Here is a 16,471-nt window from a genome sequence, read left to right on the forward strand (position 1 = left end):
ATCGCCCCACCTAACAGGGACAATCCGATGCGTGTGCTGCTGGTAGAAGATCATCTGCAATTGGCCGACAGTGTGGCCCAGGCCTTGAAAAGTCTGGGCCTGACTGTGGATGTGCTGCATGACGGGGTGGCTGCCGACCTGGCCCTTGGCAGTGAGGACTACGCCGTGGCCGTGCTCGACGTGGGCTTGCCGCGCATGGACGGCTTCGAGGTGCTGGCCCGTCTGCGCGGACGTGGCAAGACCGTACCGGTGCTGATGCTCACCGCCCGCAGCGACGTCAAGGATCGGGTCCATGGCCTGAACCTGGGGGCTGACGATTACCTGGCCAAGCCGTTCGAGCTGACCGAGCTTGAGGCGCGGGTCAAGGCGCTGTTGCGCCGTAGTGTGCTCGGGGGCGAACGCCAGCAGCGCTGCGGGCCGCTGGTGTATGACCTCGATACCCGACGGTTCACCTTGGATGAGGCCCCGTTGTCCCTGACTTCCCGCGAGCAGGGTGTGCTCGAAGCCTTGATCGCCCGGCCGGGCCGGGTGATGAGCAAGGAGCAGTTGGCGGCCCAGGTGTTCGGCCTGGACGAGGACGCCAGCCCCGATGCCATCGAGATCTACGTTCATCGCCTGCGCAAGAAGCTTGATGGCCATTCGGTGGCCATCGTCACCTTCCGCGGCCTGGGTTACCTGCTCGAGCATCGCGATGCGTGAGAATGTCAGCCTGCGTGGGCGCCTGCTGGGTAATCTGGCGCTGCTGCTGGTGGTCCTGATGCTGGCCAGTGGGCTCAGTGCCTACTGGAACGGCCGCGAGGCGGCGGACACCGCCTACGACCGGACACTGCTGGCGTCCGCCCGTACCATCGCTGCGGGCCTGTCGCAACGCGACGGGTCGTTGAGCGCCGATGTGCCCTATGTGGCACTCGACACCTTTGCCTACGACAGCGCAGGACGTATCTACTACCAGGTCCTGGACATCAACCAACGGCTGATTTCAGGGTATGAAAAACTGCCGCCCCCGCCGTCTGGTACACCGCGTACAGACGACTACCCCGCCTTGGCGCGATTCTATGATGCGACGTATCTGGGGCAGAACGTGCGAGTGGTCAGCCTGCTCAAAGCGGTGAGCGAGCCGAACATGAACGGCATGGCGGAAATTCGCGTGGCTGAAACCGATGAGGCGCGGGTGAGCATGGCCCGGGGCCTGATGGGGGATACGTTGCTGCGTCTGGGCATGTTGGCCCTGGGCGCTTTGGTGATGGTGTGGTTCGCCGTCAGTGCGGCGCTGCGACCGCTCGAGCGCCTGCGCACGGCGGTCGAGGAGCGCCAGCCGGACGATCTGCGCCCATTGCCGGTGGTACAAGTGCAGCCTGAATTGCGGCCACTGGTGGGGGCGCTCAACCACTTCACCGAGCGTTTGCGTGCACAGTTCGAGCGCCAGGCGCAGTTCATCGCCGATGCTGCCCACGAGCTGCGTACGCCCCTGGCGGCGCTCAAAGCGCGGGTGGAACTGGGTTTGCGCGCCAATGAGCCGCAACAGTGGCACCAGACGCTGGAAGCGGCGGCGCAGGGCACCGACAAATTGACGCACCTGGCCAACCAGTTGCTTTCACTGGCGCGTGTGGAAAACGGCGCGCGTGCGATCGCCGAGGGGGGCGCCCAGCGCCTGGACCTCAGCCAACTGGCGCGCGAGCTGGGCATGGCCATGGCGCCGTTGGCGCACAATCGTGGCGTTGCACTGGCCCTCGAGGCGCAGGCACCGGTATGGCTCAAAGGCGAGCCGACGTTGCTCAACGAGCTGTTGAGCAACCTGGTCGACAATGCCCTGGCCCACACCCCAAAGGGCGGCAACGTCATCCTGCGCGTGCTCGCGCCTGCGGTGCTCGAGGTGGAGGACGACGGCCCCGGCATTCCAGAAGCCGAGCGCGAGCGGGTGTTCGAGCGCTTCTATCGCCGTAGCGCCCTGGGCAGCGGGTTGGGCCTCGCGATCGTGGGGGAGATCTGCCGGGCTCACCTGGCGCAGATCAGCCTGCATGATGGCGACAACGGCGGGCTGCGCGTGCGGGTGAGTTTCATCGCTGACTAAGCGTGGGCGCTCGGATCAATCCGGCCGCCAGGCAGAGCGAAGCCCTCAGCGCAACAAGCTGCGGGCTTCGAGCAGATCCTCGGCGTGCAGCTCGCTCCCCATGGGCAAGCCCAGGTGCCGGTAGGCTGGCAAGGCCGCCAGCGGCCTCTCTCGCCCACGCTGGCTGATGCAGCGGGCGATCTGGACCACATCGATGTAGTCGATGCGGTCGGTCTGTCGATCCAGGTCCTGAACCAGGCCGGGCAGCTTGACCAGCTGTTCGGGAAACTCCCATGCCTTGAGTATCTTGTCGCCCAGTACGGGCTGGATCAGTTCGATGACATGGTGCAGGCAGACCGGATCGGACAGCAGCTCGTTGTGCTCTTCGGCGTAGATCAGAACTGGCAGCGCGCCGATCTGGTTGACCAGGCCGCCCAGTGCCGCCTGATCAGGCTTGAGCCGCGTGTAGCGCCGGGCCAACTCGTAACTCATGCCGGCGACCTCAAGGCTGTTGGCCCAGATTTCGCGCAGTTTTTGCTCAACTGCAGGCGAACGCGCGTGGAAGATCTGCTCGATGACCAGGCCGATGGCCAGATTGCAGCTGTAGTTGATGCCCAGGCGAGTGATCGCCGTGTGCAGCTCGGTCACCTCGACCGTGGCCCGCAGCAGCGGGCTGTTGACCACCTTGATCAGGCGTGCCGACAAGGCGGCATCGCGGCCGATCACCCGGCTCAAGGCCGCCACGCTGATCTCGCTGTCTTCGGCGGCCTCGCGGATGCTCAAGGCAACCTCAGGCAAAGTCGGAAGTACCAGGTCATCCTTTTCAATGGCATCCAGCAGTTGCGCCTGGACCATTTCGGCCAGCTTGTTCATGGACGTGTCTACCGCAGTGGTGAAGCGGCCCCGCTGTCAAAGCGGGGCGGGGCTGGTCAGCGCTGGATTTCCCTGTCGCGGTCCAGTTCGTAGGGCAGGGGCAGTACCTGCAGGGGCGGGCCTTCGAGATGACCCAAGTGCAGGTTGCCATCCTCCACGGCATCGGCTGCGATCACCGCGAGCAGCTCACAGCCACTGCCGGTGCTGGCCGCCATCACCACATCGCCTACCGAGGAGCCATGCACGGGGGAGAAGAGCTGCTCCCCAGGTGCCGGCAGGGTTTGCTGATCGATTGCCAGGCGGTACATGCGACGCTTGAGCTTGCCCAGGTACTGCATGCGTGCAACGATTTCCTGGCCGGTGTAGCACCCTTTCTTGAAGCTGACGCCATCGACGGCTTGCAGGTTGATCATTTGCGGAATGAACTGCTCGCGGGTAGGCCCCAGCACCTGACCGATCCCGGCGCGGATCTGCCCCAGCAGCCATGGGTTGAGGCCGGCTTCGGGTAGTGTGTCGGCCAGGGTCTTGCGAACCTCGCCTGCCTGATCTGCCGGTACCCAGAGCTCGGTGCGGCCGGTGCTGACCGTTACAGCGATCAGCCCTTCCTGCCGCGCCGTGCTGCCGGCTTCGGGCGCCAGTTCCAGCCCCAGTGCCACAAGCGCTGCCTGGCCGTCGTGCAGGCCGAAACGCACCCAGGCGGCGCTTTCGTCGGTCAGGGTGGCCTTGGAAAACACAGCGTATTTCTTCAGGTCGGCCAGCTGAGGCTCCAGCAATTCACTGGCCATGGCCAGGAGGTAACCGTTGCCTTCAGGCAAGATTCTGAAGCTGGACTGCATGCGCCCCTTGACCATGCAACGTGCGCCAAAGCTGGCGTATTCGGGGCTGAGGTAGTTGATGTTGCAGGTCAGCTGGCCCTGCAGGAATTTGCCTGCATCGGAGCCGCGGACAGCGAGAATGCCTTCGTGGGACAGAGGGCAGAAGAAAGCGGTATCGGCCATGGGTCATCGCGGTGGCTTAAAGTCTGGGGCCATCATAGAACGCTGGTAACAAAATAGGTAGGTGACTTAGACCAACAGTTGGCTGTCGCTTCGCGCGGCTGGCTGTATACTGGCGGGCCACTCGAGGAGGGCCCCATGGTCGAACAAACTGAACTCAACCGGCTTTTCTGGCATAGCCGCCGCGGTATGCTGGAACTGGACGTCCTGCTAGTGCCTTTCACCCAGGAGGTCTACCCCAGCCTCAACGAAACCGATCGTCAGTTGTATGTTCGGCTGCTGAGCTGTGAGGACCAGGACATGTTCGGCTGGTTCATGGAGCGTACCGAGTCCGAGGACCCGGAGTTGCAGCGCATGGTTCGCATCATCCTGGACCGTGTCCAACCCAAGTGAGTGGTTCGAATGCCGCTGGCAGGGCTCACGCCTGTTGCTGGTGGCCTACCTGATCAGCCAGGCGCTCGCCTGGTTCGCCGTGCTTGTCAGCCCGTTACCGTTCTGGTTGGGGCTGCTGGTGATCGCTGCATGTAGTGTTCATGCGGCGTGGGCTATTCCGCGTCGTATTCTGTTGACGCATGTTCAGGCTGTCACCGGGCTTCGTCGTGACGGAGCCGGCTGGTGGGTGTTTTCACGGGCCCGGGGGTGGCAGCCTGTGCGGCTGTGTCGTGACAGCATCGCGTTGCCCGCGCTCGTAGTGCTGAGATTCGTACCGGTTGGGGCAGGGTGGGGGCGCAGCCAATGTGTGCCCTGGGATGCGCTTGGGATCGATGAGCATCGGCGTTTGCGGGTGAGGTTGAAGTTCAGCCGCAGGCGCTGGGTGGCGCCCATGCAGCACTAAACTATGCAGGCTGGCGCCGCGTCTGCCCTTGCCCTTGCCCTTGCCCTTGCCCTTGCCCTTGCCCTTGCCCTTGCCCTTGCTCTTGCTTTGGCTTCTAAGCGCGCGGTAGTTCAGGCACTGCAGATCGCGACTTCAGGAGGCCGAGCGCAGGGCTTGCGGAGGGAGGTGACAGGCATGGATGCCTGTCAAGCGCTGGGCCCCAGGATGGGGCCTGCAGCGCGGTCCTCCCGGGAGCAAGCCCGGAGCGAGGGAACCCCGGAGCGTAGCGTAGGGGCCGGATGATGGGAGCAGGCGGTTTTTGCTTACTTTTTGACAAGACAAAAAGTGAGCCGCCGTAAGGGCGGAAGGGTGACTGTGCGCCACCCGCGCCAATGAATACCAACTTGCTGTATGCGCCCACGCTTCGAACTTCGAACTTCGAACTTTAAACTTTGAGCTTTGAGCTTTGAGCTTTGAGCTTTGATTGCATTGGTGTGGGTATTAAAAGAGAGCATAGTCCATTTGCGATGGCGACGCTTAATCACCTTTTCGCCCTTACGGCGAGTCACTTTTTGTCAAACGCCACAAAAAGTAACCAAAAAAGGCTGCGCTCCGTTCATACGGCCCCTACGCTGCGCTTCGGGGTTCCCTCACTCCGGTCTTGCTCCCGGGAGGACCGCGCTGTAGGCCCCATCCTGGGGCCCAGCGCTTGACAGGCATCCATGCCTGTCACCTCCCTCCGCAAGACCTGCGTTCGGCCTTCTGAAGTCGCGAAGATCAAAAGCAAGATCAAGATCAAGATCAAGATCAAGATCAAGATCAAGATCAAGATCAAGAGCAAGAGCAAGAGCAAGAGCAAGAGCAAGAGCAAGAGCAAGAGCAAGAGCAAGATCAAGATCAAGATCAAGATCAAGATCAAGATCAAGATCAAGATCAAGATCAAGATCAAGATCAAGATCAAGATCAAGATCAAGATCAAGATCAAGATCAAGATCAAAGGCAAGAGCGTTGGGGTGCTTCGTGGGTGCGAGTTATGAAAGATTCAGAAAGTTAATATATGAGCTCGCGTTATACCGGTTTTATATCAGGGGTATGCTGTTTGGCACAGTGCTCGCTGTTAAACACATCTCAATAAGCAGCAGCGTATCCCTAAGCAGTACGCACGCGCGTAGAAGCGGTCTTGCCGGGACGCCAGACCGGCCCCGACAATGTGGGCCGCGAAGCTAAATCCTGCAGTCCCCATCTTCCCCCAACCATTCAATCGGGCTCAAGCACCGTGTCTCTGGCCTCGCCAAGCATCGCCGGATAATCCAACGTGTAATGCAACCCCCGGCTCTCCTTGCGCTGCATCGCCGAGCGAATCATCAACTCCGCCACCTGCGCCAGATTGCGCAACTCGATCAAATCCCGACTGACCTTGTAGTTGCTGTAGAACTCGTCGATTTCATCGAGCAACAACCGCACGCGATGCTGCGCCCGCTGCAACCGCTTGCTGGTTCGCACGATCCCCACGTAATCCCACATGAAGCGCCGTAGCTCATCCCAGTTATGCGCAATGATCACATCCTCGTCCGAGTCCGTGACCTGGCTGGCATCCCACCCAGGCAAGGCCATTGGCATGCCGACATTCTCGAGGTTCGCCTGGATGTCGGCCGCCGCAGCCCGACCGTAGACGAAGCACTCCAGCAGCGAGTTGCTGGCCATGCGATTGGCGCCATGCAGCCCCGTGAAGCTGGTTTCACCAATCGCATACAGCCCCGGTACATCCGTGTGCCCCCGGTCGTCCACCATGACGCCACCACAGGTGTAGTGCGCTGCCGGCACCACAGGTATCGGCTGGCGGGTGATGTCGATGCCAAAGCCCAGGCACCGCTCGTAAACGGTAGGGAAATGGTTCTTGATGAACTCGACAGGCTTGTGCGAGATGTCCAGGTAGACGCAGTCCACCCCCAGGCGCTTCATTTCATGGTCGATCGCCCGTGCCACGATGTCGCGCGGGGCAAGCTCCTCGCGTGGGTCGAAGCGGGGCATGAAGCGCTCCCCGTTGGGCAGGCGAAGCAGGGCGCCTTCGCCACGCAAGGCCTCGGTGATCAAAAAGCTCTTGGCCTGCGGGTGATAAAGGCACGTAGGGTGGAACTGGTTGAACTCAAGGTTCGCGACCCTGCAGCCAGCCCGCCAGGCCATGGCGATACCATCGCCGCACGCGCCATCTGGGTTGCTGGTGTACAAGTACACTTTCGCCGCCCCACCCGTGGCCAACACCGTGAACCGCGCGCCGAACGTGTCCACTTGGCCCGTGTTGCGGTCCAGCACGTAGGCACCCAGGCAGCGCTCGCCGTCCAGGCCCAGGCGCCGCTCGGTGATCAGGTCCACCGCCACACGCTGCTCCAGCAGCTCGATGTTCGGGCGCTGCCTGGCCTGGGCCAGCAAGGTGTTGAAGATGGCCGCGCCCGTGGCGTCGGCGGCATGGATGATGCGCCGGTGGCTATGGCCGCCTTCACGTGTCAGGTGAAATTCGAAGCCTGCGTCGACCACGCCGTTGGGCTCATCCCGGGTAAACGGCACGCCTTGCTCGATCAGCCACTCGATGGCTTCGCGGCTGTGCTCCACGGTAAAGCGAACAGCGTCTTCGTGGCACAGGCCACCGCCGGCATTGAGGGTGTCCTCCACGTGGGACTGAATCGTATCGGCGCCGTCCAGTACGGCCGCTACGCCCCCTTGGGCCCAGTAGGTCGAACCGCTGGCCAGGTCACCCTTGCTCAGCACCGCAATGCGCAGATTCGCAGGCAGGTTCAGGGCCAGGCTCAGGCCCGCTGCGCCGCTGCCGATAACCAGGACATCATGTTGGAATTGTTGGCTCATGTCAGGACACTAGTAATCTTCGGAGGGGGCACGGCACAATAGTCATGCGTCGATGGCATTGTGAAACTATCGTTTAATGGCCGGGTGGCCTTTATAGCAGCCTCGGGTGGCCCTTTTCCATGCCGCTCGCCCGGTAACGGCAGGCATTGTGGGAACTTTCCAGCGTGGCTGGAAATCCTATGAAGGCTGCCCGCACGCCAACAATTTGCCGCGGCGACGCAGGGTGGTAGCTCGACATTGGGCTCACCTGCGTATTCGTAACCTGATTATCGACGTTGTCGGCTGCTGCCGTGCCGCGTCTTCCGTGCACGCCGCTCAAGGTCTGCAGGAAACTTGCTTGGAGGGGAGAACTTTTGCGCAAAGCCCGAGTCTATGGTTGCAAGCCTGAGCGATGGCTGCTGCAACGCTCCTTCGAGATCACCGAGGAGTGTTCATGCTAACCCAGGAAGAAGATCAGCAACTGGTCGAGCGCGTACAACGCGGCGACAGGCGAGCTTTCGATCTATTGGTGCTGAAGTACCAGCACAAGATTCTCGGGTTGATCGTGCGGTTTGTCCATGACACCCACGAAGCCCAGGACGTTGCACAAGAAGCGTTCATCAAGGCGTACCGTGCGCTTGGCAACTTCCGCGGTGACAGTGCGTTTTATACGTGGCTGTACCGCATCGCCATCAACACGGCGAAGAACTACCTGGTGTCCCGTGGAAGACGGCCGCCAGACAGCGATGTGAGCTCCGAGGATGCGGAGTTTTACGACGGCGATCATGGCCTCAAGGATCTTGAGTCTCCAGAGCGCTCCTTGTTGCGGGATGAGATCGAAGGCACTGTCCATCGCACCATTCAGCAACTGCCAGAAGACTTGCGTACGGCGCTGACCCTGCGAGAGTTCGATGGCCTGAGTTACGAAGACATTGCCAGCGTCATGCAATGTCCAGTGGGTACCGTGCGCTCTCGTATCTTCCGCGCTCGGGAGGCCATTGACAAAGCCTTGCAGCCTTTGCTGCAGGAAACCTGAGACAGCGGCTACAGCCAAGAGAGGAACCGCCATGAGTCGTGAAGCTTTGCAGGAATCGCTGTCCGCGGTAATGGATAACGAAGCGGACCAACTGGAATTGCGTCGGGTGTTGAATGCCGTCGACGATGCCGAAACCCGTGCTACCTGGTCCCGTTACCAGGTAGCCCGTGCAGCCATGCACAAGGAGCTGCTGCTGCCTAACCTGGACATCGCCTCGGCGGTATCCGCAGCGCTGGCCGATGAGGCCGTGCCTGCCAAGGCCAAGCAAGGCCCATGGCGCACCGTAAGCCGCGTGGCTGTTGCCGCGTCGGTGACCCTCGCCGTACTGGCAGGTGTGCGCCTGTACAACCAGGATGATATTACCGGTGCCCAGCTTGCGGCCCAGCAGCCTGTTCAGCAGGGTGTGACCGTGCCGCAGGCCCAAGGCCCTGCCGTGCTGGCCGGCTACAGCGAAAGCAGCGATCAGCCGACTGGCCCGATGGCCAACGGTGTTTTGCAGAACCAGGCTGGCTGGGACCAGCGGCTGCCAGGTTACCTGCGCCAACATGCCCAGGAGTCCGCTCTGAAGGGTTCTGAAACCGCACTGCCTTACGCTCGCGCCGCCAGCCTGGAAAACCGCTAATTAGGGAGGCTCATGCGCGCGCTACCTCTCCTGTCGCTGCTGCTCGGCAGCTGCATGACGGTGCTAGCGTTGGCAGCCAATTCTTCGCCCGAGGCGAACGAGTGGCTGAACAAGCTGGCACAGGCCGAGCAACGACAGAGCTACCTGGGCTCCTTCGTTTACGAACGTAACGGCAGCTTTTCAACCCACGATATCTGGCACCGTGTCCAAGAGGGCAAGGTCAGCGAGCGGCTGCTGCAGCTCGATGGCGTCGCCCAGGAAATCGTGCGCGTCGATGGCAAGGTACAATGCGTCAGTGGCGGGCTTGCCGAAGGTATTTCGGCGCCGCCCGATAGCGCGCCACGCCGCCTTGACCCCCTCAAACTCATGAGTTGGTACGACCTGTCCGTGTCCGGCAAGTCTCGTGTTGCAGGCCGGGACGCGGTGGTCGTGTCACTTTCACCGCGTGATCAGCACCGTTACGGTTACGAGCTGCATCTGGACCGTGCAACGGGCTTACCGCTGCGCTCGCTGATGCTCAACGAGAAAGGTCAACTGCTTGAGCGGTTCCAGATGACCCGGCTTGAAGCACGCATGCCTACCGATGAAGACCTGCGCCCCAGTTCGGCCTGCAAGCCCGTGGTGGCAGCGGCGCCTGCCGGTGGGGCTGTCTCTGGGTGGCGCTCCGATTGGCTACCGTCGGGGTTCGAAGTGGTCAATAGCGCCATCCGCCGCGAACCTGGGCAGGGCAGCCCGGTCAGCACCTTGATGTATGACGACGGTCTGGCGCGTTTCTCTGTCTTCATCGAGCCTGTGAAGGGCGAGGCTGGCGTTGATGTGCGTACCCAGTTGGGCCCGACATCGGCAGTATCGCGGCGCCTGAGTACGCCAAAGGGCCAGATGATGGTGACCGTCGTTGGCGAGATTCCGCTAGGCACGGCCGAACGCGTTGCCTTGTCGATGCGTCCTCAAGACGCTCAGGCGGGCCAGTGAGCAAAGGCTAATGGCGAGCGGTCCCGCTCAGGGCGTGGCTTTTTGAAATGAAATTAAAGCATTGTCATTTGCAATCTGACGGCAAATTTTCTATAGGTCAGGCTTCTGGGAGCCTGGCCATTGCTGCGTTGTGCAGGGTCGTTTCTTAATTACCGCTCGTTGTGACGGGAGCCGTATGTCAATACCTCGTTTGAAACCCTATCTATCGTTCTTCGCGGCCGTGCTGATGCTCGGGCAAGTGCTGACGGTCCAGGCTGAAGAAGCCCTGCCGGATTTCACGACGCTGGTCGAGCAAGCCTCGCCGGCGGTCGTCAACATCAGTACCAAGCAGAAGCTTCCGGACCGTCGCATCGCCGCAGGTCAAATGCCGGATCTCGAAGGCCTGCCGCCAATGTTCCGCGAATTCTTCGAGCGCAACCTTCCGCAGCAACCGCGTGCACCGCGTGGTGACCGTCAGCGTGAGGCACAGTCACTGGGCTCGGGCTTCATCATTTCCAGCGACGGCTATGTACTGACCAATAACCATGTCATCGCCGATGCCGACGAAATCATCGTGCGCTTGTCCGACCGCAGCGAATTGCAAGCCAAGCTGGTGGGTACCGACCCGCGCACTGACGTCGCATTGCTGAAGGTGGAGGGTAAGAACCTGCCTACCGTCAAGCTGGGGGATTCTGAAAAGCTCAAGGTCGGCGAATGGGTATTGGCCATCGGCTCGCCGTTCGGCTTTGACCATTCGGTGACCAAAGGTATCGTCAGCGCCAAGGGCCGCACCCTGCCCAACGACACCTATGTGCCGTTCATCCAGACCGACGTTGCGATCAACCCGGGCAACTCGGGTGGGCCGCTGTTCAACATGAACGGCGAAGTGGTAGGGATCAACTCGCAGATCTTCACGCGCTCCGGTGGCTTCATGGGCCTGTCGTTCGCGATCCCGATCGACGTGGCCATCGATGTCTCGAATCAGCTGAAGAAGGACGGCAAGGTCAGCCGTGGCTGGCTGGGCGTCGTCATCCAGGAGGTCAACAAGGACCTGGCTGAATCCTTCGGTCTGGACAAGCCTGCCGGTGCGCTGGTCGCTCAGGTGCTGGAAAACGGCCCGGCTGCCAAAGGGGGCCTGCAGGTCGGTGATGTCATCCTGAGCATGAATGGCCAGCCGATCGTCATGTCTGCCGACTTGCCGCATCTGGTAGGTGGCTTGAAGGATGGTGCCAAGGCCAAGCTGGACATCATTCGCAACGGCAAGCGCCAGACCCTTGATGTCAGTGTTGGCGCACTGCCAGACGACGATGCCGACATCGGCGCCGGTGCCGGCGACAGCAATGTCGAGCGCAGCAGCAATCGCCTGGGCGTTTCGGTGGCCGATCTTACTGCCGAGCAGAAGAAATCCCTGGAGCTCAAGGGCGGCGTGGTCATCAAGGAAGTGCAGGATGGTCCGGCCGCGCTGATCGGCCTGCGTCCGGGTGACGTCATCAGTCACCTGAACAACCAGGCCATCGGTTCGGCCAAGGAATTCACGCAAATCGCCAAGGAGCTGCCGAAGAACCGCTCCGTGTCCATGCGCGTGTTGCGCCAGGGGCGCGCCAGCTTCATCACCTTCAAGCTCGCCGAGTAAGCGCGGCGAATACGGGAGGAGGGCAGCGACAGCTGCCCTTTTTCATGTGCAGTGACATTTCAATGCCAAGCTGCAGGTGACGGCCGGGCAGAGGAATCTCCCACATCCTGGCAGCTTCAGGTACAATTGCCGGCTATTTTTCGGCGGGCGTCCGGCTCGCAGCCTTTTCCGAGTGTTGACCCGTGAGTGATTTGAGTCATATCCGCAATTTCTCCATCATCGCCCACATCGACCATGGCAAGTCGACGCTGGCCGACCGTTTCATTCAAATGTGCGGTGGCCTGACTGCGCGCGAAATGGAAGCCCAGGTGCTCGACTCCATGGACCTGGAGCGCGAACGCGGGATCACCATCAAGGCCCACAGCGTCACGCTCAACTACAAGGCCCAGGACGGCAAGGTCTACCAGCTCAACTTCATCGATACCCCCGGCCACGTCGACTTCACCTATGAAGTCTCGCGCTCGCTGGCGGCGTGCGAAGGGGCGTTGCTGGTGGTCGATGCCGGCCAGGGTGTCGAGGCCCAGTCCGTCGCCAACTGCTACACGGCCATCGAGCAAGGCCTGGAAGTCATGCCGGTTCTGAACAAGATGGACCTGCCACAGGCCGATCCCGATCGCGTCAAGGACGAAATCGAGAAGATCATCGGCATCGATGCCACCGATGCCGTGGCCTGCAGTGCCAAGAGCGGCATGGGGGTGGACGAGGTGCTCGAACGCCTGGTGCACACCATTCCCGCACCGACCGGCGATATCGACGCGCCACTGCAAGCCCTGATCATCGACTCCTGGTTCGACAACTACCTGGGCGTGGTCTCGCTGGTGCGCGTGCGCCATGGTCGCGTCAAGAAAGGCGACAAGATCCTGGTCAAGTCCACCGGCAAGCTGCACCTGGTCGACAGCGTGGGCGTCTTCACGCCCAAGCACACCCAAACCGCCGACCTCAAAGCCGGCGAAGTGGGCTTCATCATCGCCAGCATCAAGGACATCCACGGTGCCCCGGTCGGCGATACCCTGACCCTGTCTTCCACCCCGGAAGTCGAAGTGCTGCCTGGGTTCAAGAAGATCCAGCCGCAGGTATACGCCGGTCTGTTCCCGGTCAGTTCCGATGACTTCGAAGACTTCCGCGATGCCTTGCAGAAGCTGACGCTCAACGATTCGTCCCTGCAATACATGCCCGAAAGCTCCGACGCCCTGGGCTTTGGCTTCCGCTGCGGGTTCCTGGGCATGCTGCACATGGAGATCATCCAGGAGCGCCTGGAGCGCGAGTACGACCTGGACCTGATCACCACCGCGCCCAGCGTGATCTACGAGCTGGAACTCAAGACCGGTGAAACCATCGTCGTCGACAACCCGTCGAAGCTCCCAGACGTCTCGTCGGTCACCGACTTCCGCGAGCCCATCGTGACCGCGACCATCCTGGTGCCACAAGAACACCTGGGCAACGTGATCACCTTGTGTATCGAGAAGCGTGGCGTTCAGCGCGACATGCAGTTCCTGGGCAGCCAGGTGCAAGTGCGTTACGACATGCCGATGAACGAAGTGGTACTGGACTTCTTCGACCGCTTGAAGTCCACCAGCCGTGGCTATGCTTCGCTGGACTATCACTTCGATCGTTACCAGTCGGCCAACCTGGTCAAGCTGGACGTGTTGATCAACGGTGACAAGGTCGATGCCCTGGCATTGATCGTGCACCGCGACAACGCTGCGTACAAAGGCCGCGCGTTGACCGAGAAGATGAAGGAACTGATCCCGCGGCAGATGTTCGATGTGGCGATCCAGGCAGCCATTGGTGGCCAGATCATCGCGCGTACCACTGTCAAGGCGCTCAGAAAGAACGTACTGGCCAAATGTTATGGCGGCGACGTCAGCCGTAAGAAGAAGCTGCTCGAGAAGCAGAAGGCCGGTAAGAAACGCATGAAACAGGTGGGCAACGTGGAAATTCCACAAGAAGCCTTCCTCGCCGTGCTCAGGTTGGATAGTTAGGTCCTATGTCGCTAAATTTCCCGCTGTTGCTCGTCATTGCCGTGTTCGTGTGCGGTCTGTTGGGCCTGATCGACCTTCTGTTCCTGGCGCCGCGCCGACGTGCGGCGATCGCCACTTACCAGGGCAGTGTCAGCCAGCCGGAACCGGCGGTGGTCGAGCGCCTGAACAAGGAACCCTTGCTGGTCGAATACGGCAAGTCGTTCTTCCCGGTGCTGTTCATCGTGCTGGTGCTGCGCTCGTTCCTGGTCGAACCTTTCCAGATTCCGTCGGGGTCGATGAAACCCACGCTGGAAGTGGGTGACTTCATCCTGGTGAACAAGTTCTCCTATGGCATCCGCTTGCCGGTGATCGACAAGAAGGTCATCGAGGTGGGCGACCCACAGCGCGGCGATGTGATGGTGTTCCGCTACCCCAGCGACCCGAACGTCAACTACATCAAGCGGGTCGTTGGCTTGCCCGGTGACCAGATCCGCTACACCAACGACAAGCAGTTGTTCGTCAACGGTCAGCGGGTCGCCGAGCAACTGGTGGGTACCGAGCCTGGGACGCTGGGCAGCGCCCAGCTGTACAAGGAAAAGCTCGGTGCTGCCGAGCACCTGATCCGCAAGGAGATGAGCCGTTACCGTATGCCGCCGGACCAGCAATGGACGGTGCCAGCCGGCCATTACTTCATGATGGGCGACAACCGCGACAACTCCAACGACAGCCGCTACTGGGATGACCCCAACATTCCCAAGGAACTGCACGGCATGGTTCCGGACCGCAACATCGTTGGCAAGGCTTTCGCAGTATGGATGAGCTGGCCTGAGCCAAAACTCAGCCACCTGCCCAACTTGTCGCGGGTCGGACTGATCCATTGATACCCTTCGGCGCTGTCCATACAGCGCCGAATGCTTTTCTGACATAGGCTGTGTCTCAAGGATGGGAGATTCGCCGCCCAGCGTGCGGTGACCATGGCCAAACCGTCTTTCAGGATGCTGATTTGAACAACGCGTTTAACAACGATCGGGTGGCCGCATGACTGCTTCCCTTACCCGCCTGGAGCGAAAGCTCGGTTACACCTTCAAGGACCAGGACCAGATGCTCCTGGCCCTGACCCACCGCAGCTATGCCGGGCGCAATAACGAGCGTCTGGAGTTCCTCGGTGACGCCATTCTCAACTTCGTCGCCGGCGAGGCGCTGTTCGAGCGCTTCCCCCAGGCCCGTGAAGGGCAGCTGTCACGGCTGCGTGCCCGCCTGGTCAAAGGTGAGACCCTGGCCCGTCTGGCCCGAGGGTTCGACCTGGGCGAATACCTGCGCCTGGGTTCGGGCGAGCTCAAAAGCGGGGGCTTTCGCCGCGAGTCCATTCTGGCCGATGCGCTGGAGGCCTTGATCGGGGCCATCTACCTGGACGCCGACATGGACACGGCCCGCGAGCGCGTGCTCGCCTGGCTGGCCAACGAGTTCGAAGGGCTGACCCTGGTCGATACCAACAAGGATCCTAAAACCCGCCTGCAGGAGTTCCTGCAATCGCGCAGCTGCGAGCTGCCGCGTTACGAAGTAGTGGATATCCAGGGCGAACCTCACTGCCGTACGTTCTTCGTCGAATGCGAAGTCGTGCTGCTGAACAACAAGAGCCGTGGTCAGGGTGTCAGCCGGCGTATCGCCGAGCAGGTAGCCGCTGCGTCCGCATTGATCGCCCTGGGCGTGGAGAATGGCAATGACTGAGAACACCACTACCCGTTGCGGCTACGTCGCTATCGTCGGTCGCCCGAACGTCGGCAAGTCGACCCTGTTGAACCACATCCTTGGCCAGAAACTGGCCATCACCTCGCGCAAGCCGCAGACCACGCGTCACAACATGCTCGGCATCAAGACCGAGGGCCCGGTGCAGGCCATCTATGTCGATACCCCCGGCATGCACAAGGCCAACGACAAGGCCCTGAACCGCTACATGAATCGCAACGCCTCGGCCGCCTTGAAGGACGTCGACGTGGTGATCTTCGTAGTGGACCGCACCCGGTGGACGGATGAGGACCAATTGGTGCTCGAGCGCGTTCAGTACGTGACCGGCCCGGTGATCCTGGCGGTGAACAAGACTGACCGCATGGATGAAAAGGCCGAGCTCATTCCGCACCTTCAGTGGCTGCAAGGCCAGCTGCCCAACGCCGAGATCGTGCCCATTTCCGCGCAGCAGGGCCACAACCTCGAATCGCTCGAAGCGCTGATCGCCAAGCACCTGCCGGAAAACGAGCATTTCTTCCCGGAAGACCAGATCACCGATCGCAGCAGCCGCTTTCTGGCTGCCGAGCTGGTGCGTGAAAAGATCATGCGTCAGCTGGGCGCCGAGCTGCCTTACCAGATCACAGTGGAAATCGAGGAGTTCAAGCAGCAGGGGCATGTGTTGCATATCCATGCGCTGATCCTGGTCGAACGCGACGGGCAGAAGAAAATCATCATCGGCGACAAGGGTGAGCGCATCAAGCGCATCGGTTCCGATGCGCGCAAGGACATGGAAGTGCTGTTCGACGCCAAGGTCATGCTCAACCTCTGGGTCAAGGTCAAAGGCGGCTGGTCCGATGACGAGCGCGCCCTGCGCTCGCTGGGCTACGGCGACCTCTAAGGCTTACGCAGCCTGATGCGAGAGCGCCCCGGTCGGGGCGTTCTCGACAACGTCTGCCTCACGCGGGCTGGT

General features: G+C 61.3%; 16 protein-coding genes. 13 read left to right on the forward strand and 3 right to left on the reverse strand.

The window, feature by feature from the left end; all coding sequences use genetic code 11:
• Positions 1-27 precede the first annotated feature (27 nt).
• Complete coding sequence (locus tag NMB38_RS04795) at positions 28-699, forward strand: response regulator (protein WP_027914569.1); 672 nt, start codon at positions 28-30, stop codon at positions 697-699.
• Positions 692-2,071 carry a sensor histidine kinase gene (locus NMB38_RS04800; protein ID WP_028687232.1) on the forward strand — a complete coding sequence of 460 codons (1,380 nt, stop codon included), beginning with the start codon at positions 692-694 and terminating at the stop codon, positions 2,069-2,071. Before NMB38_RS04795 ends, NMB38_RS04800 begins: the two co-directional genes overlap by 8 nt.
• A 45-nt stretch (positions 2,072-2,116) precedes the next feature.
• Here NMB38_RS04800 and NMB38_RS04805 read toward each other — a convergent pair whose 3' ends face one another.
• Entirely contained in the window at positions 2,117-2,923 is an 807-nt protein-coding gene (locus tag NMB38_RS04805; protein WP_023534337.1) for an HDOD domain-containing protein, read from the reverse strand.
• Between the two features lie 56 nt (positions 2,924-2,979).
• Positions 2,980-3,921 (reverse strand): CAF17-like 4Fe-4S cluster assembly/insertion protein YgfZ, encoded by a 942-nt coding sequence (gene ygfZ, locus NMB38_RS04810; RefSeq protein WP_027914571.1) that lies wholly within the window; start codon positions 3,919-3,921, stop codon positions 2,980-2,982.
• Between the two features lie 135 nt (positions 3,922-4,056).
• On the opposite strand from ygfZ, the gene NMB38_RS04815 reads away from it, so the two are divergent.
• The 3 genes from NMB38_RS04815 to NMB38_RS04825 all read left to right on the forward strand — a co-directional run bounded on the left by NMB38_RS04815 (position 4,057) and on the right by NMB38_RS04825 (position 5,769).
• Complete coding sequence (locus tag NMB38_RS04815) at positions 4,057-4,311, forward strand: FAD assembly factor SdhE (protein ID WP_023534507.1); 255 nt, start codon at positions 4,057-4,059, stop codon at positions 4,309-4,311.
• Positions 4,295-4,753: a protein YgfX gene (locus NMB38_RS04820; RefSeq protein ID WP_027914572.1), complete on the forward strand. Its 459-nt coding sequence runs from the start codon at positions 4,295-4,297 to the stop codon at positions 4,751-4,753. Before NMB38_RS04815 ends, NMB38_RS04820 begins: the two co-directional genes overlap by 17 nt.
• A 701-nt stretch (positions 4,754-5,454) precedes the next feature.
• Positions 5,455-5,769 (forward strand): hypothetical protein, encoded by a 315-nt coding sequence (locus NMB38_RS04825; RefSeq protein ID WP_494354907.1) that lies wholly within the window; start codon positions 5,455-5,457, stop codon positions 5,767-5,769.
• Positions 5,770-5,989: 220 nt separating this feature from the next.
• On the opposite strand, the gene nadB is transcribed toward NMB38_RS04825, so the two are convergent.
• Complete coding sequence (gene nadB / locus NMB38_RS04830) at positions 5,990-7,594, reverse strand: L-aspartate oxidase (RefSeq protein WP_110607312.1); 1,605 nt, start codon at positions 7,592-7,594, stop codon at positions 5,990-5,992.
• 433 nt (positions 7,595-8,027) lie between these two features.
• Here nadB and rpoE point away from each other — a divergent pair, with 433 nt between their 5' ends.
• From rpoE to era, 8 genes are all read left to right on the forward strand, one after another.
• On the forward strand, positions 8,028-8,609 hold the full coding sequence (gene rpoE, locus NMB38_RS04835) for an RNA polymerase sigma factor RpoE/AlgU (RefSeq protein WP_003252049.1): 582 nt from the start codon (positions 8,028-8,030) through the stop codon (positions 8,607-8,609).
• A 31-nt stretch (positions 8,610-8,640) separates the two neighbouring features.
• On the forward strand, positions 8,641-9,231 hold the full coding sequence (locus NMB38_RS04840) for a sigma-E factor negative regulatory protein (RefSeq protein ID WP_023535291.1): 591 nt from the start codon (positions 8,641-8,643) through the stop codon (positions 9,229-9,231).
• Positions 9,232-9,243: 12 nt separating this feature from the next.
• Positions 9,244-10,203 carry a MucB/RseB C-terminal domain-containing protein gene (locus NMB38_RS04845; protein WP_132579072.1) on the forward strand — a complete coding sequence of 320 codons (960 nt, stop codon included), beginning with the start codon at positions 9,244-9,246 and terminating at the stop codon, positions 10,201-10,203.
• Between the two features lie 226 nt (positions 10,204-10,429).
• Positions 10,430-11,815, forward strand: a complete 1,386-nt coding sequence (locus NMB38_RS04850; RefSeq protein ID WP_371259679.1) for a DegQ family serine endoprotease — start codon at positions 10,430-10,432, stop codon at positions 11,813-11,815.
• Positions 11,816-11,997: 182 nt separating this feature from the next.
• On the forward strand, positions 11,998-13,797 hold the full coding sequence (gene lepA / locus NMB38_RS04855; RefSeq protein WP_023535281.1) for a translation elongation factor 4: 1,800 nt from the start codon (positions 11,998-12,000) through the stop codon (positions 13,795-13,797).
• A 5-nt stretch (positions 13,798-13,802) separates the two neighbouring features.
• A complete protein-coding gene (lepB, locus tag NMB38_RS04860; protein WP_023535203.1) occupies positions 13,803-14,657 on the forward strand; it encodes a signal peptidase I in 855 nt (284 codons plus the stop codon).
• Between the two features lie 157 nt (positions 14,658-14,814).
• Entirely contained in the window at positions 14,815-15,504 is a 690-nt protein-coding gene (gene rnc / locus NMB38_RS04865) for a ribonuclease III (RefSeq protein ID WP_023535270.1), read from the forward strand.
• A complete protein-coding gene (gene era, locus NMB38_RS04870) occupies positions 15,497-16,399 on the forward strand; it encodes a GTPase Era (protein WP_023535257.1) in 903 nt (300 codons plus the stop codon). The genes rnc and era overlap by 8 nt, the downstream gene beginning before the upstream one ends.
• Positions 16,400-16,471: the final 72 nt, after the last annotated feature.

It is taken from the genome of Pseudomonas sp. FBCC-B35, from assembly GCF_059133755.1.